This is a genomic window from Micromonospora sp. NBC_01699, assembly GCF_036250065.1.
Taxonomy (GTDB): domain Bacteria; phylum Actinomycetota; class Actinomycetes; order Mycobacteriales; family Micromonosporaceae; genus Micromonospora_G.
Window position 1 is genome coordinate 7,665,512 of record NZ_CP109199.1, and the last position, 18,707, is coordinate 7,684,218.

Annotated in this window: 19 protein-coding genes, 1 pseudogene and 1 riboswitch; of the genes and pseudogenes, 6 read left to right on the forward strand and 14 right to left on the reverse strand. The window is 71.6% G+C overall.

The window, feature by feature from the left end; all coding sequences use genetic code 11:
* Positions 1-27: 27 nt before the first annotated feature.
* Both OG792_RS31625 and OG792_RS31630 read right to left on the reverse strand, forming a co-directional pair.
* The gene (locus tag OG792_RS31625) at positions 28-1,476 is read right to left on the reverse strand and encodes an outer membrane protein assembly factor BamB family protein (protein ID WP_329105102.1); all 1,449 of its coding nucleotides are present in this window, start codon (positions 1,474-1,476) and stop codon (positions 28-30) included.
* A 26-nt stretch (positions 1,477-1,502) separates the two neighbouring features.
* Positions 1,503-2,039: an Lrp/AsnC family transcriptional regulator gene (locus OG792_RS31630; RefSeq protein ID WP_329105104.1), complete on the reverse strand. Its 537-nt coding sequence runs from the start codon at positions 2,037-2,039 to the stop codon at positions 1,503-1,505.
* A 132-nt stretch (positions 2,040-2,171) separates the two neighbouring features.
* On the opposite strand from OG792_RS31630, the gene hppD reads away from it, so the two are divergent.
* Genes hppD through hisC form a run of 4 tightly spaced genes read left to right on the forward strand, consistent with a single transcriptional unit; the run spans position 2,172 to position 6,310 of the window.
* On the forward strand, positions 2,172-3,380 hold the full coding sequence (gene hppD / locus OG792_RS31635) for a 4-hydroxyphenylpyruvate dioxygenase (protein ID WP_329105105.1): 1,209 nt from the start codon (positions 2,172-2,174) through the stop codon (positions 3,378-3,380).
* Positions 3,381-3,390: 10 nt separating this feature from the next.
* A complete protein-coding gene (locus OG792_RS31640; RefSeq protein ID WP_329105107.1) occupies positions 3,391-4,137 on the forward strand; it encodes an RDD family protein in 747 nt (248 codons plus the stop codon).
* Positions 4,134-5,195, forward strand: a complete 1,062-nt coding sequence (locus OG792_RS31645; RefSeq protein WP_329105110.1) for an RDD family protein — start codon at positions 4,134-4,136, stop codon at positions 5,193-5,195. Before OG792_RS31640 ends, OG792_RS31645 begins: the two co-directional genes overlap by 4 nt.
* A complete protein-coding gene (hisC, locus tag OG792_RS31650; RefSeq protein ID WP_329105112.1) occupies positions 5,192-6,310 on the forward strand; it encodes a histidinol-phosphate transaminase in 1,119 nt (372 codons plus the stop codon). The genes OG792_RS31645 and hisC overlap by 4 nt, the downstream gene beginning before the upstream one ends.
* Positions 6,311-6,379: 69 nt before the next feature.
* Here hisC and OG792_RS31655 read toward each other — a convergent pair whose 3' ends face one another.
* The 4 genes from OG792_RS31655 to OG792_RS31670 form a co-directional block, all read right to left on the reverse strand.
* Positions 6,380-7,327: a hypothetical protein gene (locus tag OG792_RS31655; RefSeq protein WP_329105114.1), complete on the reverse strand. Its 948-nt coding sequence runs from the start codon at positions 7,325-7,327 to the stop codon at positions 6,380-6,382.
* Between the two features lie 70 nt (positions 7,328-7,397).
* The gene (locus OG792_RS31660; RefSeq protein ID WP_329105115.1) at positions 7,398-7,952 is read right to left on the reverse strand and encodes a hypothetical protein; all 555 of its coding nucleotides are present in this window, start codon (positions 7,950-7,952) and stop codon (positions 7,398-7,400) included.
* Between the two features lie 210 nt (positions 7,953-8,162).
* Positions 8,163-9,374, reverse strand: coding sequence for an outer membrane protein assembly factor BamB family protein (locus OG792_RS31665; RefSeq protein WP_329105117.1), 1,212 nt, complete (start codon positions 9,372-9,374; stop codon positions 8,163-8,165).
* Between the two features lie 102 nt (positions 9,375-9,476).
* The gene (locus OG792_RS31670) at positions 9,477-9,983 is read right to left on the reverse strand and encodes an SRPBCC family protein (RefSeq protein ID WP_329105119.1); all 507 of its coding nucleotides are present in this window, start codon (positions 9,981-9,983) and stop codon (positions 9,477-9,479) included.
* Positions 9,984-10,111: 128 nt separating this feature from the next.
* A riboswitch (cobalamin riboswitch) is annotated at positions 10,112-10,312 on the forward strand.
* A gap of 33 nt (positions 10,313-10,345) precedes the next feature.
* Between OG792_RS31670 and bluB the strand changes: the two genes are divergently transcribed.
* Entirely contained in the window at positions 10,346-11,005 is a 660-nt protein-coding gene (bluB, locus tag OG792_RS31675) for a 5,6-dimethylbenzimidazole synthase (RefSeq protein ID WP_329105121.1), read from the forward strand.
* A 139-nt stretch (positions 11,006-11,144) separates the two neighbouring features.
* On the opposite strand, the pseudogene OG792_RS31680 reads toward bluB, so the two are convergent.
* The 4 genes and pseudogenes from OG792_RS31680 to OG792_RS31695 form a co-directional block, all read right to left on the reverse strand.
* Positions 11,145-11,474 (reverse strand): annotated as a pseudogene (locus OG792_RS31680) (helix-turn-helix domain-containing protein); the annotation flags it as partial.
* A gap of 145 nt (positions 11,475-11,619) precedes the next feature.
* On the reverse strand, positions 11,620-11,823 hold the full coding sequence (locus OG792_RS31685) for a DUF397 domain-containing protein (RefSeq protein WP_329105123.1): 204 nt from the start codon (positions 11,821-11,823) through the stop codon (positions 11,620-11,622).
* 235 nt (positions 11,824-12,058) lie between these two features.
* Positions 12,059-13,261 carry a fumarylacetoacetase gene (fahA, locus tag OG792_RS31690; RefSeq protein WP_329105125.1) on the reverse strand — a complete coding sequence of 401 codons (1,203 nt, stop codon included), beginning with the start codon at positions 13,259-13,261 and terminating at the stop codon, positions 12,059-12,061.
* The gene (locus OG792_RS31695) at positions 13,258-14,151 is read right to left on the reverse strand and encodes a hypothetical protein (RefSeq protein WP_329105126.1); all 894 of its coding nucleotides are present in this window, start codon (positions 14,149-14,151) and stop codon (positions 13,258-13,260) included. The genes fahA and OG792_RS31695 overlap by 4 nt, the downstream gene beginning before the upstream one ends.
* A 95-nt stretch (positions 14,152-14,246) precedes the next feature.
* On the opposite strand from OG792_RS31695, the gene OG792_RS31700 reads away from it, so the two are divergent.
* On the forward strand, positions 14,247-15,416 hold the full coding sequence (locus tag OG792_RS31700) for a homogentisate 1,2-dioxygenase (protein WP_329105128.1): 1,170 nt from the start codon (positions 14,247-14,249) through the stop codon (positions 15,414-15,416).
* Positions 15,417-15,560: 144 nt separating this feature from the next.
* Here the strand turns inward: OG792_RS31700 and OG792_RS31705 are convergent, their stop codons facing one another.
* The 4 genes from OG792_RS31705 to OG792_RS31720 all read right to left on the reverse strand — a co-directional run bounded on the left by OG792_RS31705 (position 15,561) and on the right by OG792_RS31720 (position 18,479).
* Positions 15,561-16,628 (reverse strand): tetratricopeptide repeat protein, encoded by a 1,068-nt coding sequence (locus tag OG792_RS31705; RefSeq protein ID WP_329105130.1) that lies wholly within the window; start codon positions 16,626-16,628, stop codon positions 15,561-15,563.
* A gap of 80 nt (positions 16,629-16,708) precedes the next feature.
* Positions 16,709-17,182, reverse strand: a complete 474-nt coding sequence (ispF, locus tag OG792_RS31710; protein WP_329105131.1) for a 2-C-methyl-D-erythritol 2,4-cyclodiphosphate synthase — start codon at positions 17,180-17,182, stop codon at positions 16,709-16,711.
* Between the two features lie 35 nt (positions 17,183-17,217).
* Positions 17,218-17,928, reverse strand: coding sequence for a 2-C-methyl-D-erythritol 4-phosphate cytidylyltransferase (gene ispD / locus OG792_RS31715; protein WP_329111558.1), 711 nt, complete (start codon positions 17,926-17,928; stop codon positions 17,218-17,220).
* A gap of 65 nt (positions 17,929-17,993) precedes the next feature.
* Entirely contained in the window at positions 17,994-18,479 is a 486-nt protein-coding gene (locus OG792_RS31720) for a CarD family transcriptional regulator (protein WP_121157498.1), read from the reverse strand.
* Positions 18,480-18,707: the final 228 nt, after the last annotated feature.

An 18,707-nucleotide genomic window follows, 5' to 3' on the forward strand; every position in this document is an offset into this window, starting at 1 on the left:
GCCGCGCGTGGCGTGGGCGCGGCCCGCTCAACCGTCCTTGCCGGGGCCGGCCGGGTGGCACTGTTCCATCTTCGGTCCGCCGCAGGTCGGCCCGGTGTCGCCGGGACCACCGCCCGGTCCGGCGGGCGCGCCGGGGGCGCCGGCTCCGGGACCGGGTACGCCGGCCGCCGTGCTGAATTGGACATAACCGATGTCTCGCCCGTCGCCGATGACCAGTCCGGCCGGGCCGACCGCGAGCACCTTGGCCGACGTGGCCAGGGTGAGCAGCTCACGTCCGCTGAGCGGGTCGAGGGCGATCACCCGGTTCGGTTTCTGGTCCACCAGCAGCGCGGCGGCGCGGGTCAGGGTGGCTCCGCCGTCGGGGCTCACCGGCCGGTTCCAGCGGGGTGCCGTACGGGCGAGTTCGCGGCCGATGACGGTCTGCCGGTCGGCCGAGCGGACCAGCGCGTACCGGTCGTCGACGGCGAGCAGTTTCTCGCCTTCGGCGCCGGACCAGAGCACCCGCCCGTCGTACCCGTCGAGGATCGTCTCGCGGCCGTCGGGGCCGACGCCGACCAGCACGCTCTGGCCGCCCTGCGGGTCCTCCCGCTGTACGCAGCCGCCGGCGTTGGCCGTACGCAGGTTGATCCCGGAGCGGCGCCAGACCTCCTGGCCGGTGAGCGGATCGCGGGCCAGCACGGTGAAGTAGCAGCTGCCGTCCTGCGCCCGAGCCTCGATCCGCAGCATCCGCCCGCCGACCACCACCAGCCGATCGGCCCGGCCGGGCTGTACGTCGCGCAGCACCCGGCCGGTGGCGGTGTCCACGATGTGCACCCGGCCGTCGACCGGGAAGCCGAGCAGCGACGGCATCGTCTCCGGGCCGCTCGCGTCGTCGGCCACGTGTTTGGTGGTCAGCCGCCGGGTGCCGAGCACCTCCGGGTTGTCGGCGAACAGTCCGGTGCCGACGCCGGGCAGGAACGCGGTCCAGACCGGTTTGGTGCCGCGCGGGTCCCACCGGGTGAGGGTGCACTCGCGGGGGTCGGAGCAGCGGACGTCGAGCAGCGCGTTGCGGTAGGTCCAGACTCCGCTGGCCCGGGTGTCGCGGCGGCGTACCGCGCCGGTTTCGGGGTCGATCAGCTCGTACCCCTTCTGGAGCAGTTTGCCGACGGCGACGACCGGGTCGGTCTCGCCGCCGGCGACCGCCGACCAGTCGGCCTTGCGTTCCCAGAGCTTGCCGCCGGTGGCCAGGCTGCGGGATTCCACGAAGGTACGTTGTTCGACCACGACGGTGCTGCCGGCGACCGTGACGCTCTGTGGCGTGCCGCCGACCCGCTGCTGCCAGATGACGTCCGGTTCGGAGAGTGGTTGGCTGCGGTTGATCCAGGACACCACGTTGGGGAAGGGGTTCCAGACCCCGGTTGCCGAGAGCACGATGACCGCGACCAGCATGAAGGCGAGGAACCACTTCGCGCTCCGCCCGGCGCTCCCCTTCGCCATCCGGCTACCGTAACGACCCGCCCGGGTCAAACGCGGGAGGGCTCGCCGCCGAGATCTTCCGGAGTTGCGCGTACGGCGCCGGCCGCGGCCGAGCGGACCAGCGGCAGCACCCGGTACGGGATCTGCTCGGCCAGCGCGATGATCGTCGAGGCGCGGGCGATTCCCTCGTACGACACGATCTGGTCGATGACCCGTTGCAGGTCGGCGTTGGACCGGGCGACGATCCGGCAGAGCATGTCGCCGGAGCCGGTGATGGTGTGCGCCTCCAGCACCTCGGGGATCTGCCGCAGGTGGGCCGCGACCGGGTCGTGGCCGTGCCGCTGGGTGATCTCCAGGGTGACGAAGGAGGTCACCCCGAAGCCGATCGCGGCCGGCGCCAGCTCCGGGCCGAAGCCTTGGATCACCCCTCGGGCCAGCAGTTTGTCCAGCCGGGCCTGGACCGTGCCGCGGGCCACCCGCAGTCTGCGGGAGCATTCGAGCACCCCGATCCGGGGTTCGGCGGCGAGCAGGTCGATCAGTCTGGCGTCCAACCGATCCAGCTGTACATCCTGTATAGCGGTCACGGTAGTTGACCATACCGAATGCGCAAGCTGACCAGCTAATAACCCGACAGTTGCCCACCCGGTGCCGGGACGAGATCCTCGCCACAGGACGGCTGCTCACCCGCGGGCGCCGGCACGGAGGGAGTCGCGACCATGACCCAGGCGATCGATCGACCCTCGCCCGACATCCAGGACGTCGACATCGACGTGCTGGTGGGCGCGGTCGACCACGACATCTCGGCCGACCCGTTCCCGGTCCGCGGCATCGACCACATCCAGTTCCTGGTCGGCAACGCGAAGCAGGCGGCGCACTACTACTCGACCGCCTTCGGCATGACCTGTGTCGCGTACCGGGGCCCGGAGCAGGGCTTCCGCGACCACGCCGAGTACGTGCTGACCAGCGGCTCGGCCCGGTTCGTGCTGACCGGCGCGGTGCACGCGAACGCCCCCGGCACCGAGCACGTGGCCAGGCACAGCGACGGCGTACGGGACATCGCGCTGGAGGTGCCGGACGTGGACGCGGCGTACGACCACGCGCTCGCCCAGGGCGCCACCGCGATCGTCGCCCCGTACGACGTGACCGACGGGCACGGCACGGTCCGGATGGCGAGCATCGCCACGTACGGCGACACCCGGCACACCCTGGTCGACCGGTCGAGGTACACCGGGCCGTTCCTGCCCGGCTTCGTAGCCCGCGCGCCGATCGTGAACCGGCAGCCGATGATCGACGCGGGGGTCCAGCCGAAGCGGTTCTTCCAGGCCGTCGACCACGTGGTGGGCAACGTCGAGCTGGGCCGGATGGACGACTGGGTGGAGTTCTACCGGCGGGTGATGGGTTTCACCAACATGGCCGAGTTCGTCGGCGACGACATCGCGACCGACTACTCGGCGCTGATGTCGAAGGTGGTGGCGAGCGGCACCCGCAAGGTCAAGTTCCCGCTGAACGAGCCGGCGGTGGCCCGGCGCAAGTCGCAGATCGACGAGTACCTGGAGTTCTACGGCGGCCCCGGCCCGCAGCACATAGCCGTCGCCACGAACGACATCCTGGCCAGCGTGGACGCGATGCGGGCGGCCGGGGTGGAGTTCCTGGACACCCCGGACTCGTACTACGACGACCCGGAACTACGGGACCGGATCGGCAACGTACGGGCCCCGATCGAGGAGCTGAAGGCCCGCAAGATCCTGGTCGACCGGGACGAGGACGGCTACCTGTTGCAGATCTTCACCAAGCCGGTGCAGGACCGGCCGACGGTCTTCTTCGAGCTGATCGAACGGCACGGCTCGCTCGGCTTCGGCAAGGGCAACTTCAAGGCGTTGTTCCAGGCGATCGAGCGGGAGCAGGAAGCACGCGGGAACCTGTAACACTGTCCGCGTGACCGCCCCGCCCCCACCCTCGTCGCCGCCGCCCGGCGGGACCCCGGCCCCCAACCCCCAGGGCCAGGTTCCGCCGGGCGGCCACATCCCGGCGCAGGCCGGGCCGCCGCCCGGCAACCCACCCCTCTGGTACGCCTCGCCGCCCCCGCGTCCGGTCCCCGGCCCGCCGGCGTACCACCGGCCCGGCTTCCCGACCCCGCCCCCGGTGAGCCCGGCCGGTCAGCCGCTGGCCGAGTTCTCCGACCGCTTCCTCGCCGGGCTGGTGGACTACGGGATCTACTTCCTGACCAGCCTGGTCCTCACCGTGCCTGTGATGATCTTCTACGTGACCCGGACCCTGCCGGCGATGTTCGAGACCGCCCCGGACGGCGCGACCCTCGAACCGGACTTCGTCGCCGCGCTGGTGCCCCTGTTCCTGCTCCAGTTCGCCCTGGTAGTGGTCCTGCTCACGCTGGTGTACGTCTATCACGTCGAGATGATGTTCCGGTCCGGGCAGACCCTCGGGAAGCGGATCATGAAGATCCGGGTGGTGCCGCTCGACCCGCAGGCGACCCTCACCCGGGCAGCGGCGGCCAAGCGTTACCTGGTCCAGTTCGTCGCGGCCACATTCCTACCCGGCCTGAGCTACCTCGACGGATTGTGGCAACTGTGGGACAAGCCGTACCAACAGTGCCTCCACGACAAGGCCGCCCGTACCGTTGTGGTTAAGGTTCCCAGGGTGAACGAACTGAGGTTGGCGCCATGACGGTGCAACCGGGCTGGTACACCGACCCCGCCGAGCCGAGCACCCAGCGCTACTGGGACGGCGGCGGGTGGATCGGTGCGCCACTGCCCGCCGACGCCACCCCGCCGCCGGGCCCACCGCCCGCCGAGCCGGAACCGGCGGCCGGCACGCCGACAGCGAGCGGAACCGGCACACCGGGCGGAGGCGGTACGACCACCACCGCCGCCCCGACAGCTGGTCCGACCAGCGGCCTGCCGGGCGTACCCGGATCGCCGGTCCAGCCCGGCTCACCCGGCGCACCGCCGGCCAACGGCGTACCACCGTGGCCCGGCGCGGCCGGTCCCGCCTGGCCGGGCCAGCAGCCCGCCGGCCCGTACCCGCAGCAGCCCGGCGGCCCGAACCCGCCACACCAGGGCGGCCCGGTGCCGCCGGCCTGGGGCCACTCGTTCTTCCCACTCCCCCCGCAGGAACCACGGCCGCACGGCAAGCCGCTGGCGTCGCTCGGTGCCCGGATCGGCGCCCGGCTGATCGACATCGGTGTGGTGCTGCTACTCAACGTGGTGGTCAACGGGCTGTTCGTCTGGAAGTACGTCCAGGAGATCGGCCCGGTCTACCGGGAGATCTGGCGCCGGTCGCTGGCCGGCGACCGCTCCACCGAGGGTCTGCCCGCGGTCAGCGCGCAGGCCGACTGGCTGCTCCTGGTCATCCTGGTGATCGCCGTCGCGCTCTGGTTCGCCTACGAGGTGCCGTCGGTGGCGAACACCGGGCAGACCCTCGGCAAGCGCCTGCTCCGACTCAAGGTCGTTTCGCTCGGCAACGACGAACAGCTCAGCTTCGGTCGCTCCGCCCGCCGGTGGAACACGCTCGGCCTGCCGACCTTCTTCTGGTACTGCTGCGGTCTCGGTTTCCTGTTGCAGATCATCGACTGCGCGTTCGCGCTCTTCGACCGACCGCTGCGGCAGGCCCTGCACGACAAGCGCGCACAGACCGTCGTCGTACGGCTCGACCGGTCGGTCGACAACCCGTCCCCGCCGCCCTCGGCAGACCGTACCGACACCCCAGGAGGTCCCACGTCATGACCGGCCGCGACCGTAGCCAGCCGTACCGGCTGACCCGCCCCGACCTGGCCGCGCTGCCGAACTACGTGCCCGGCCGCAGCCCCGCCGACCTGGCCCGCGACCTCGGCCTGGCCGAGGCGATCAAGCTGGCCAGCAACGAGGTGCCGTTCGGGCCACTGCCGGGCGTGGTGGAGGCGATCGCCGAGGCCGCCGCCGGGACACACCGCTACCCCGACATGGCGGTGGTGGCCCTGCGCGAGGCACTCGCCGAGCGGTACGGCGTCACCGCCGACCGGGTCGCGACCGGCTGCGGTTCGGTGGCGCTCGCCGAGCACCTGGTTCGGGTCACCAGCCTCCCCGGCGACGAGGTGCTCTACTCGTGGCGGTCCTTCGAGGCGTACCCGATCGTCACCGCGACCAGCGGCGCGACCAGCGTACGGGTGCCGAACACCGAGGGGCACGGGCACGACCTGCCGGCGATGCTCGCCGCGATCACCGACCGGACCCGGCTGATCCTGGTCTGCAACCCGAACAACCCGACCGGCACCAGCCTGCGCCGGGCCGAGCTGGACCGGTTCATGGACTCGGTGCCGGACGACGTGCTGGTGGTGTTCGACGAGGCGTACCGGGAGTTCGTCACCGACCCGGACGTGCCGGACGCGCTGCTCGCCTACGGCGACCGGCCGAACGTGGTGGTCCTGCGGACGCTGTCCAAGGCGTGGGGGCTGGCCGGTCTGCGGATCGGCTTCCTGATCGCGCACCCGGAGGTGGCCGCCACCGTACGCAAGGTGGTCACCGCGTTCTCCAGCAACTCGCTCGCCCAGGCCGGCGCGCTCGCCGCGCTCACCCAGGCCGAGGAGGTACGCCGCCGCTGCGCGCTGGTGGTGGCCGAGCGGGACCGGGTGACCGAGGCGCTGCGCAAGCTGCTGCCGGAGGTGCCGGAAAGCCAGGCGAACTTCGTCTGGCTGCCGCTGCCGGGCGTGCCGGGGCAGGGTGACCGGGCGGCGGAGTTCGCCCGTACCTGCGAGGCGCGGGGCGTGATCGTCCGGCCGTTCGCCGGTGAGGGCGTACGGGTCACCATCGGCACCCCGGCGGAGAACGACGCCTTCCTTGCCGTCGCCGAGACGGCACTCTAGACACTTCGGGGCGGGACGCCACCGAATGCGTCCCGCCCCCGACAGTCCGTTCGTCCGGTCCGGGTCGCCTCAGTCCACCCGGTGGGCGGCGGCGGCGGGTTCTCGGTGTCGTCGGGACCGGCTCAGCACCAGCACCAGACCGAGCAGGACCACCAGGCCGACGCCGAGCGCGCCGGCCAGCAGCACCGTCACGCTCTGCATCGGGGAGCTGGTCCGCTTGGCACCGCCGGGCGGCGGGAAGGTGATCTGCGCGACGGCCGAGTGCCGTACGAGACCGCTGCTCAGTTCCGCCTCCGCCCGCCACGGCCCGTTCGGCAGTTCTCGCGGCAGCGCGACCTGTACGGATCCGCTGTCGCCGGGGGCGAGGGTGGTGCCGTCGACCACGTCGAACGGACCCGCCCTGACCCCGCCGGGCCCATCGGCGAGCGAGACCTTCCCGGTCATGTCCAGGGCTCGGCCACCGGTGTTGCGTACTCCGATGGTGAGCGATGCCTGCCCGTTCGGGGCCCGTCCGGCGGTGAACTCCCCGATGTCGAAGGAGGACGCCGGTTCGCCACCGGCCCCGATGTCCAGGTAGAGCCGGATGCCGACCCGGTGCACCTTGGTGACGTTGGCACCGGCTACCGGGGCGGAGGTGGCCGAGGCCCAGATGACCGCGTACCGCTCGCCGGCCGACGCCTTCGCCGGCACCCTGACCACGGCGCTGACCTCGGCGGACTCACCGGCGTCGAGGTCGATTTCGTCCTCGCTCAGGGTGACCCAGGAGGTCAGCTCGTTGGCCGTCCGCCCCTCGGCGAACCGGAACTGTTCCCGGTCGACGGTCGCCGCCCCGGCGTAGAGCTGGAGGCGTTGCCTGCGATCGGACCGGTTGGCGATCTTCACCTGGCGCTCGACGTCGGTGCCCGGCGCCAGGTGGTCGATGATGTACGTGTGGGCCCGGGGGTCGAGCCGGCGGTCGGCCGGTGCCTCCAGCAGCTGGATCCCGATGGTGCCCTCCGCGTCGCCCGGATCCGCCACGGCCGGCGAGGCCAGGGCTCCGACGCAGAGCAGTGTCAGCGTCGTCGCCCCGACCCGCCGGGCGCCCCGGTCAGGCCACCGAATGTGTCACCGTCCCGGTGTAGAGACCCACCTCCGCGGCGAGCGGCACGTGCACGATGAGGGTTGGCGACCAGGCCACGCTGTTCACGCCGGTGCCACCACTGTGGGTGAACGCGGTGAGCGGCACGACCGTGTCGAGCGGTTGGGCGTTGGCTGCGGTGAGCTGTCCGGGTACGAAGCTTCCGGTGCCGACCTGCTCGGCGCCCGGTCCGGACCAGTAGTCGACCTGGCTGGCCAGGACCCGCTCGGTCGGGGACCCGCCGCCGGTCTCGAAGTGGGTTGAGGTGACCGTGGCGACCCAGGAGGCGTTGCCGGATCCGCGCTCGTCGACCACGCGTACGGTGCCGATCGAGCCGGCGATGTCGTCGCCGGGCAGGCCGCTGCCGAGATGTGCGGTCTCCGGTGCGGTGATGTCCAGGCCGGCGCCGACGACGTTGAAGGTGACCACGGTGCTGTCCGTGGGGGCCGCGAGGGCCGGCAGCGTGGTCAGCGCCAGGCCCGCGGAGGCAACGGCGACGATCGCCCAGGTACGTACGCGACGCATGAAGCGTTCTCACTTTCGGGAAGGTTCACCGGCGACCGGTGGCAGCCGATATCCGACCGCGTATCGGACGATACTTGCGCTTCTGTCCGGATAAGAGCAGAATGCGGCAACTATCACCTGTTGGAAGCCCTCCGGCCCCACTGCCGGGAAACCGCCCGGCCGGGCGCCTCGGTGGTGCTCCTGCCTTCCCGGGTGTTCCGGGCCGGGAACTCAGGTGGCGGCGAGGATGACCGGCTGCCCAGCGGCGTAGAACTGCGCGTCGGCGGCGTCCGATGGCGCCGCCCGCGCCACCCGCTCGATCGCGACGAACCCGTCCGAGGCGTACGCGAAACCGGGTCGCCAGGGCACCACCTCGTCGCCCGCGACCAGCGGGAAACTCGACCTCTGCGCCCCGGTCGTCGCGTCGAGGGTGATCAGCTCGTGTGCGTCGGTGAGCAGGTGCACCCGCCCCGGCTGTACGGCCACTATCCGCGCCGGCACCGGCCCGGTCCGCCGCCACAACTCCGCCCCGGACCGCACCGAACGCGCCACCAGCTCGTTGCCGCTCGGCGTCAGCGCCACGTCGCCGTCGAGCACCACCTCGGCCGCGTCGAGCACCGGAATCGGCGCCGGCTCGCCCCGGTCCACCAGCCAACCACGGCTGTTGCCGCCGCTGGTCGTACGCATCGCCGGGCAGTTCGAGGCGCCGTTGCCGCAGCCGATGGGCACCAGACCCAGCTCGGGTCCGGCGTCCTCCGGCCGCCACCGGTTGACCAGCCGGCCGGTCTCCACGTCGTGGAACTCCGCCACCTGCGGAGATGCGCAGGCGTCGACGGTGACGAGCTGGCCGGCGGTGGTGGTGAGCGCACCGGCCCGGCAGGAGCCGTCGATGTCGACCCGCCACAGCTCGCGCCCGTCGGTCAGGTCGAGGCCGCGCAGTCCCGACCCGCCGATCAGCACCAGTACGGTCCGCCCGCCGCGTCCGGTGGCCGGGATCAGTCCGGCGGGGGTGTAGTTCGTGCTGGCCCCGGTGCGCCGCCCGTCGTACCCGTGTCCCGGGGGTGGGCCGTCGGCCCGCCACCTGATCCGGCCGGTACGCGCGTCCAGCGCGACCAGGTCGCCGTCCGACCACCGGCTGACCACGGTGGTTCCGCCGGCCACGACGCCGATCAGCTCGGCCGGCCAGCGTCGGAACGACCAGTACGGGGTACGCCGGGTCCGGGCGTCCACCGGCGCGTCGGCGCGGACCTGGCGGGTGGTGGCGTAGATCCGCAGCCGACGGTCGACGATCAGCGGGGCGGAGGCGAGGGTGCCGACCACCCCGGTCGCCGCGCTCACCGGAGCCGGATAGTCCGCGCGGGCGGGGGTGAGCACCTCGGCCGGAGCGAGCACCCGGTACGTGATCACCGCGACCGCCGCCACGACCAGCACGGCCGCGATCACGACCACTGCCGGCCGGCGTCGACCCACCCTCCGGCCCCGCGATCGCATCCAGCACCTCCGCCGGGCACCCTACCCAGCCGCCCCGGACCGGCACCCGTCAGGTCAGGCGGCGGCCCGGCCACCCGGGTGTTCGGGGTCGAGCGGGGTGACCACGGCGGCCAGGTCGGCCAGGTCACGACGCAACGCGCCCTCGACGGTACGGGCGGCCAGCCCGCCGAACACCAACGCGAGCAGTCGCCCGTACGGTGCGGTGACCGCGCCCTCCTGGACCACGCTCACCGCCGTCCAGCCGCCGCGCCGACGACGCCGCCCCTCGACCGGTGTGAAGGAGTACGCGGTCCGGTAGTTCACGCCGACGCCGGACGAGCTGACCGTGAGCCGATGCGGCGGACTGGCCTCGTCCACCCGGAACTCCTCGATCAGCTCGGTGCCGTCCGGCAGGCGGTGACTCTCCCGCCAGACCGTGCCGACCCGCGTCGGACCGGCGGTCAGCACCTCGATCCCGCTGATGGTGGAGAGCCAGTCGGACCGGCCCGGCAGGTCGGTGAAGACCCGCCACAGCTCGTCGGCGGACGCCTGCACCAGCCGGGTCACCGCTACCGTCGCCATCACACCTCCCCAACCCTCACCGTACGGTGGGTGACCGACCATCCACGCGAACATTCGCGGAAGGCGACGAGAACGTGACCCGGGCGACGGCCGGACCCGCCCCGGAGCCGATCCCGTTAGGGTGCGCACTGGCACAAACGTTGCGAGGTGCCCCGCGCGAGCGGGGAGAATCGGGAAGCCGGTGTGAATCCGGCACGGGCCCGCCGCGGTGACCGGGGAGCTGCCACCCACGCGTACCAGACGCGGCCACTGGCCCGAACAGGGCTGGGAAGGCGGGTGACCAGCGCAGATCCGGGAGTCCGAAGACCGGCCTCGCGTTCATCAGCCCCGTTCTCGGGGCACGAGCGCAGCGGGAGCCTGCCTTGGACACGGATCTCTACCGGGTCATCCACCGTCGCCGGGACGTACGCGGCCAGTTCACCGGGGCGCCGATCGATGACGAGGTGCTACAGCGCGTACTGGCGGCGGCGCACGCGGCGCCGAGCGTCGGGCTCTCCCAGCCCTGGGACTTCGTCCTGGTCCGGGATCCGGACCTGCGGCAGGAGTTCCACCGGCACGTCGAGCGGGAGCGGGACAACTTCGCGGCCACCCTGGACGGCGACGCCGCGCGGCGGTTCGCGGGGATAAAAATCGACGGCGTACGCGAGTCGACCCTGTCGATCGTCGTCACCTACGACCCGGAGCGGGGTGGCCCGTCGGTGCTCGGCCGGCACGCGATCGCCGACGCCGGTCTCTACTCGGTCTGCCTGGCGATCCAGAACCTCTGGCTGGCGGCCAGCGCCGAGCGACTCGGGGTCGGCTGGGTGTCGTTCTACCGGGAGCCGTTCCTGCGTGACCTGCTCGGCATCCCGGCCTCCATCCGTCCGGTCGCCTGGCTCTGCCTGGGCCCGGTGACCCACTTCGAGCAGACTCCCGACCTGGAACGACACGGCTGGCGGCGGCGCCGACCGCTGTCGGCGGCGATCCACCAGGACCGCTGGCGCAGCTCCGGGACGAGCTCGGGCTCACCGACGGCAACCTGAACCGGTACTCGCGGAGCTTGCTCGCGGCCTCTTCGAGACCGATGAACAGCTCGAACCAGGGTGGGATGTCCGCGTGGTCGTGCCACCAGCCCTTGGACTTGGTGTGCGGGGCGATGGCGGTCAGGGCGGTGGTGGTCTGCTCGTCGGCGCCGTACAGGTCGCACATGGCCTTCACGTCGACCGTACGGGCGGGCAGTTCGCCGCTCTCGAAGCGCCACGGCTTCGTGACCGACCACTCCAGCGCTCGGTCGGCGTCCACCTGTGGCATCCGCGCCTCGTGTTCGCGGAGCCGACGAGTACCCCGAGAGGAACAGCGGCGCCGCCAGCCCTCCCGACCGTCGTACCGAGGTGAACCGTGGGCCCGAATGGCCGAGGCGGTAGATATGAGTCCTCGCCCGAGCGAACGCCCTGTTGGAGCGGGCGAGAGCACGGATGAGAGCCCGATGAGCCGCAACCCGGAGCCGATCACGGCGGGCAGTGCGGCTCACCCCGTACCAAATGGCTTTTGATTTTGTTTGGCCGGGCGGCAACCGGTGCCGGACGCACGCGGGCGGCCCCGACCTATCACGGATTGGGCGGGGCCGCCCGAAGCCAAACTCTGAGGTTGGTCTGGATCAGCCGTCGAAAGCGCCGGATCGCGCCGCGCCGACGAACGCGGACCAGTTTGCCGGGTTGAACGCGAGCACCGGGCCGGCGATGTCCTTCGAGTCGCGGACACCGATCACGTCGGCCACGTTGTCGGCCACCTCGACACACCAGCCCTGGTCGTTCGAACGGGTGCTCTTACGCCACGTAGCGCGCGCGAGATCAAGCTGCATTTTATACCTCTTTCGCCCTGGTTTATGCACATAAAAGTGCTTTAGCCGGTATTCTTACACGGCACAGCGTGCACTGCGCATCACCGAGAGCAACATGCCTCAGTACGACGGGAGGACTTCACACAATCTGTGCGACTCGCTACTCAACCCGCGACCGGTTGCCCACCACGATCGGTAAACCGCTTAACCACAAACCGAAACCGCTCGATGATCACGAAGACCGATCTGGGGACGGTCAGCGGGCGGGGGTGATGGTGCCGGTTACTTCGCCCAGGGCGACAGGGCGGCCATTGGGGCCGGGGGCGGTGGCGGTGATGGTGACGGTGTCGCCGTCTTCGAGGAAGGTACGGGTGGTTCCGTCGGACAGGGTCAGCGGCTCGCTGCCGCCCCAGCTCAGCTCCAGGAACGAGCCGACCTGGTCACGCCGCTGACCGGAGACGGTGCCGGAGGCGTAGAGGTCACCGGCGCGCACCGAGGCGCCGTTGACGGTCAGGTGGGCCAACTGCTGGGCCGGGGTCCAGTACATGCCGGCGAACGGCGGCTCGCTCACCCGGCTGCCGTTCCAGTCGACCGCCAACCGCAGGTCGAGACCGAGATGCGGGTCGTCGCGCAGGTAGTCGAGGACCGGCGGGTCCTGCTCCGGCGCCGGCACCCAGGCGTGCGCCAGCGCGTCCAGCGGCACCACCCAGGGCGAGATCGAGGTGGCGAACGACTTGCCCAGGAACGGGCCGAGCGGCCGGTACTCCCAGTTTTGCAGGTCCCGCGCGGACCAGTCGTTGAGCAGCACGACCCCGAAGACGTACTCGGCGAACTGCTCGACCGGCACCCGGTCGGCGAGCGCGGACGGCAGTCCCACCACGAAACCGACCTCGGCCTCGATGTCGAGCCGGATCGAGGGGCCGTAGACCGGGCCATCCGGAGTGGAGCGTTGCCCGCACGGGCGGACGATCGGCGTACCGGAGACGACAACGGTGCCGGCCCGCCCGTGGTAGCCGATCGGCAGGTGTTTCCAGTTCGGCAGCAGCGGCGGCTCACCGGGGCGGAAGATCCGGCCCACGTTCGACGCGTGCTGCTCCGAGGAGTAGAAGTCGACGTAGTCGCCGACCTCGAACGGCAGCACCATGGTCACCTCGGCCAGCGGGACCAGCAGCGGCGCCACCGCTGCCCGGTGCGCGGGCTCGGTCAGCAGTTCCACTATCCGCTGCCGGACGGCACCCCACTGGGCGTGCCCGAGCGCCATGAACTCGTTGAGCGACGGCTCGCGCAGCGCACCGCCGGCCAGGATCAGCCCGGCCGCCTCCGCGCCGTCGAGGTCGAGCACGAGATCCCCGATCCGTACGCCGATCCGCCGCACCGCCTCGTCGCCGCGTACGAACACCCCGTACGGCAGGTTGTGCACGTCGTACGGCGAGCCCGCCGCGCCCTCGACCCAGCTCACTCGGTCTCCCCGTGGTTCATCAGTCCCAGTTGGGCCAGGTCGGTCAGTGGTTCGTCGATGCTGCACGAGCCGAACCCGCGCCAGAGCGGCCGGGCCTGGTCGCGCCGGATCCGGGCCGGCTCGACCAGGCGCAGCGGATCGCCGCTGGCGAGCAGTTCGGCGACCTCGGCCACCTCGGCGTCCTCGGCCGCGGCGGCGGTCGCCACCAGTACGTTGACGAAGCCGTGGTGGGTGAAGCCGGTCTCCGGGTCGGTGTGCCGCAGCGCGTGGTGAAGCCCGGCGGTGAGCTTGAACGGCAGGTCCCGGTCCCGGCAGGCGCGGATCACGGCGGCCAGCTCGACCGGGCTCGGGAAGAGTTCGGCGGCGAGCCCACCGGTGCGGAACTTCGCCGCGATCGGGGTGCCGGCCGCCCGCGCCGCCGCGATCCCGTCCAGGGCGCCGAGCAGCCCCCAGGTCAGCGGGACCTCGGCGTACAGCTCGGGCGTCGGCAGGTCGGCCCGGACGGCGTACGGCTCGGGCCTCGGCTCCTCCGCCGGCAGGGCGAGCAGTTCGGTCAGGCCGGGCAGCGGGTCCTCGCCGCGTTTGGCGACCGCCACCTCGATCTGCCGGGGCACCAGTCGGGGGTCGGCCGTGGCCAGCAGGGCGGGCAGCCGGCCGATCGGCACGTCACCGATGACGCCGACCTCGATCCGCTCGTCCGGGTCCAGCAGGGCGGACAGTTGGGTCAGGGCCGAGGCGGGGACGAGCAGCGGGCCGACGAGGTCGGCGTACCAGGCGGTCCGGTGCGCCCGGTGGGCGACGAGGGCATCGGCCAGCGACGCGCTGCCGGGCGGGAAGACGGCCGCGTCGTCGACCAGGCCGGCGAAGAGCCGGGGCACCTGCGTTGACACGAACAGAGAACTTACGGGACGCTACGACTAACGGACAACAGCGTCCGATTATCGGACACCATCGGCCGCTGAATGGGACAAATGCGGAGGTCAAAGTGCCTTACTACCGCAGCGTCGGTGAGCTGCCCCGTAAACGCCACACCCAGTTCCGCCAGCCCGACGGCAGCCTGTACGCCGAGGAGCTGATGGGTCAGGAGGGCTTCTCCTCCGACTCGTCGCTGCTCTACCACCGCTACCCGCCGACCGCGATCGTGGGCGCGCAGGAGTTCACCCCGCCCGCCTGGTCCCGGCTGCCGAACCTGCCACTCAAGCCCCGCCACCTGCGTACGCACAAGCTCGACGCGGGCGGAGCGGACCCCGTACTGGGCCGGCAGCACCTGCTCGCCAACGACGACGTACGCATCTCGTACGTGGTCGCCGACCGGCCGTCCCCGCTCTACCGCAACGCCATCGGCGACGAGTGCCTGTACGTCGAGTCCGGCGCCGCCCGGATCGAGTCGAGCTTCGGTGTGCTCGGGGTGACCGCCGGCGACTACGTGATCATCCCGACCTCGGTGATCCACCGGATAGTGCCGATCGCCCCCGATCCACTGCGCCTGCTCACCGTCGAGGCGACCGGGCACATCGGCCCGCCCAAGCGTTACCTCTCCGCCCGGGGCCAGTTCCTGGAGCACTCCCCCTACTGCGAACGCGACGTACGCGGCCCCGCCGAACCGTTCCTCGTCGAGGATGAGGACGTCGAGGTGTACGTCCAACACCGACGCGGCTGGACCCGGTACGTCTACGCCAACCACCCGTTCGACGTGGTCGGCTGGGACGGGCACCTATACCCGTGGGCCTTCTCCATCCACGACTTCGAGCCGATCACCGGCCGGGTGCACCAGCCGCCACCGGTGCACCAGACCTTCCAGGGCCCCAACTTCGTCATCTGCTCATTCGTCCCGCGCAAGGTGGACTACCACCCGCTGGCGATCCCGGTGCCGTACAACCACCACAACACCGACTCCGACGAGATGCTGTTCTACACCGGCGGCAACTACGAGGCCCGGCGCGGTTCCGGCATCGAGCAGGGCTCGATCTCGCTGCACCCGGCGGGTTTCACCCACGGCCCCCAGCCCGGTGCCGCCGAACGCGCCATCGGGGTCGACTACTTCGACGAACTGGCCGTCATGGTCGACACCTTCCGCCCGCTCGACCTCTGCGAACCCGGCCTGGCCGTGGAAGACCCCGCCTACGCCTGGACCTGGGCCCGCCGCACCATCTGACCCCCGCCTGCCGGCCGACCCCGGTTTCCGAGATCCGCACTCTTCCACGGAAAGCGTGCCCGTCCGCGCGGGAGTGGGCACGCTTTCTCTGAAAGAGTGCGGATCCGGTTCTCTGAAAGAGTGCGGATCCGGGCGGCGGGAGGGTCAGCTCGGGGCGGGGCCGTAGCGACGCAGGACGGCGAACTCGGCGACCGAGGCGGCGGCGATGGCCAGGATCAGCGGCCACGGCGACCCAACCAGGGCATAGAGCATAATGAGTACGGGCGCGGCCAGGGCGGCGTACACCGCCAGCGCCAGGGTCCGGTCCCGGGGCAGCAGCTCGGGCAGGATCGTCCGAACCAGGCCGGGCACCGCCGAGGCGAACCGCCACAGCAGCAGCCCGCCGCCGACGGCCAGCAGCGCCGCCCAGGCCCGCGACGCGGGGCCGTTCACCAGGGTCAGGTACGCCACCAGCACCGCCGCCGCGATCGAGTAGCCGGCGCCGTACGTGACCAGGCGGAGCAGGCTCTCACCGACCGAACGTACGCTGTTCGTGCGTACCGGGGTGATCGCCACGTTCGCCGCGACCTGCTCCAGCGCCCACACGTACCGGCGCCGCTCCAGCCGGCTCTGGCCCACGTCGTCACGGGCCTCGGCGAGCGACGGATCGAGCTCCAGCGCCTCCCGGTAGGCCCGCTCGGCCAGGTCGAACAGGTCCAGCCGGGCCGCGACCATGCCGAGCACCAGGTGCGCCTGCGCCTCGCGCGGGGCCAGCTCGACCCCACGCCAGGCCGCGTTCAGCGCCGGCTGGCCGTTGCGCGCGTCGGCCAGGATTCCGGCGGCGCTGCGCTGGGCGTACGCGTCCGCGGGTCCCCGGCGCAGCAACTCGTCGGCGACCTCGGCGGCCTCCTTGAACCGGCGCTGGTCGACCAGGGCCAGTCCCCGGGCGACCAGCGGGGGCGCCCAGTCGGGCGCGGCACCGGGGATGGCGGCCGTCGCGGTCGACACGGCGACCGCGGTGTCGGCGGCGGCCAGTGCCTCCTCCGGCCGCTGCGCCGCCAACTGCACCCGGGCGAGCATGGTCCACGCCCGGACGCTGGCCTGGTCGAGGGTGATGGCGAAGCCGAGTTCGGCCACGGCGTCGTCGTAACGGCCGAGTTCGGCCATCAGGTCGGCCCGCTGGAGGTAGTCCTCGGCGGAAGCGTGCTGTTCGGGTGCGGCATCGCTGGACACCGTTCGAGCCTAGACGGGCCGTACGAACGGAGGTCGGCGGCCGTGGATGGCCGAGCCTGTCACCGTGAACGGAACGAGAGTCACCGGGAATGGATCAGGGCCACCGCGAGCCCGGCCAGCCCCTCGGCCCGACCGGTCAGTCCGAGACCGTCGGTGGTGGTGCCGGAGACCGTCACCGGGGCGCCCACCGCTTCGGTGAGCACCCGCTGCGCCTCGTCGCGCCGGGGCCCGATCTTCGGCCGTACGCCGATCACCTGGATCGACACGTTGCCGATCTCGAAGCCGGCGGCCCGTACCCGGCGGGCGGTCTCGGCGAGCAGCACCACCCCGGCGGCACCGGCCCACTCCGGCCGGTCGGTGCCGAAGTTGGCGCCGAGGTCGCCGAGCCCGGCGGCGGAGAGCAGCGCGTCGCAGGCGGCGTGCGCGGCGACGTCACCGTCGGAGTGCCCGGCCAGCCCGTCGACGCCGGGCCAGTGCAGGCCCGCCACCCAGCAGGCCCGGCCAGCTTCGAAGGCGTGTACGTCGGTGCCGATGCCGACCCGGGGAACGATCACCGGGACAGGGTACCGAGCGGGCGTCGTGCCGTCGGTCAGGCGGCGCCGGGCCCCGGCTGGCTCTGCAACAGGTGCTCGGCCAGGGCCAGGTCGAACGGAGCGGTGATCTTCATCGCGTACGGCGAGCCGGGCACGCAGGTGACCCGTACGCCCTGCTTCTCCACCAGGCCCGCGTCGTCGGTGAGCGAGTCGACGGCGGCGGCGTGCGCGGCGGCCAGCACCGCCCGGCGGAAGCCCTGCGGGGTCTGTACGGCCCGCAACGCGGACCGGTCGACGGTGCCGAGCACCATCCCGTCGGCGTCGACCTCCTTGACCGTGTCGATCACCGGCAGCACCGGGATCGCGGCGTCGTGCCCGGCCCGGATCGTCGCGGCGACCGACTCGACCAGCACCGGCGGGATCAGTGCCCGCGCCGCGTCGTGCACCAGCACGATCGACGGCCCGTCCGGTACGGCGGCCAGCGCGGCGGCGACCGACGCCTGTCGGGTGGCACCACCGACCACCACTGTCAGTTCGGCGATCGGGGCCAGCAGCCGCCGCACCGCCTCGACCTCGGCCGGCGGCGCCGCCACCACTATCGTGTGTACGGACGGAGCGGTGGCGATCCGGCGCACCGCGTGCACCAGCAGCGGCTCCCCGGCGAGCAGCCGGAGCGCCTTCGGTGCGCCGGGCCCGAGTCGTACGCCCGCGCCCGCCGCAGGAACGAGGACCGCGACGTCACCGCGCGGATTGAGCTGCGCGGTCACGTCGCGGTCCTCGTCTTCTCTGCGAGCCATGGGTGGGATTGCGGCGGATCATCCCTACCCGGGTGTTACGCCTCGGTGAGCACCTTGTCGAGAAGGTTCTCAGCTTCGTCCTTGGTGCTCTTCTCGGCGAGCGCGACCTCGCCGACCAGGATGTCGCGGGCCTTGGCGAGCATCCGCTTCTCGCCCGCCGACAGGCCCCGCTCCCGCTCCCGGCGCCAGAGGTCGCGAACGACCTCAGCCACCTTAAGGGGGTTTCCGGAGGCCAGCTTTTCCAGATTCGCCTTGTAACGCCGCGACCAGTTGGTCGGCTCCTCGGTGTGAGGGGCGCGGAGGACATCGAAGACCTTACCCAGGCCCTCTTCGCCGACCACTTCGCGGACGCCGACGATCTCGGCATTCTCAGCGGGCACCCGGACCGTCAGGTCACCCTGCGCGACCCTGAGGACGAGGTACTGCTTTGGCTCGCCCTTGATGACCCGAGTCTCGATTGCCTCGATGAGTGCGGCCCCGTGGTGGGGGTAAACAACGGTCTCGCCGACACTGAAAACCATAGGTTCGAAACCCCTTTCGCTGTGTCTAGGGTAACACGCTCAGGCACTGATGTCCCACCTCAGTCCTGACCATTAGCGCAGCTCAGAGGCCCTGTGAGAGGTCTTTCTTCCGCTTGACAGGCCGCGGATCCACAGGTTTCACCACGCTGCGTAACCTCCGGATCACCGGCCGGCGAGCCTAGTCGGAAGAATCGGATGTGGGGCGTTCCGGTGGTTCAATCATATCTC

Coding starts and splice junctions, on each gene's coding strand:
- OG792_RS31625 (WP_329105102.1), bottom strand. CDS start 1,476: ATGGCGAAGGGGAGCGCCGGGCGGAGCGCGAAGTGGTTCCTCGCCTTC.
- hppD (WP_329105105.1), top strand. CDS start 2,172: ATGACCCAGGCGATCGATCGACCCTCGCCCGACATCCAGGACGTCGAC.
- OG792_RS31645 (WP_329105110.1), top strand. CDS start 4,134: ATGACGGTGCAACCGGGCTGGTACACCGACCCCGCCGAGCCGAGCACC.
- hisC (WP_329105112.1), top strand. CDS start 5,192: ATGACCGGCCGCGACCGTAGCCAGCCGTACCGGCTGACCCGCCCCGAC.
- OG792_RS31660 (WP_329105115.1), bottom strand. CDS start 7,952: ATGCGTCGCGTACGTACCTGGGCGATCGTCGCCGTTGCCTCCGCGGGC.
- OG792_RS31670 (WP_329105119.1), bottom strand. CDS start 9,983: ATGGCGACGGTAGCGGTGACCCGGCTGGTGCAGGCGTCCGCCGACGAG.
- OG792_RS31685 (WP_329105123.1), bottom strand. CDS start 11,823: ATGCAGCTTGATCTCGCGCGCGCTACGTGGCGTAAGAGCACCCGTTCG.
- OG792_RS31720 (WP_121157498.1), bottom strand. CDS start 18,479: ATGGTTTTCAGTGTCGGCGAGACCGTTGTTTACCCCCACCACGGGGCC.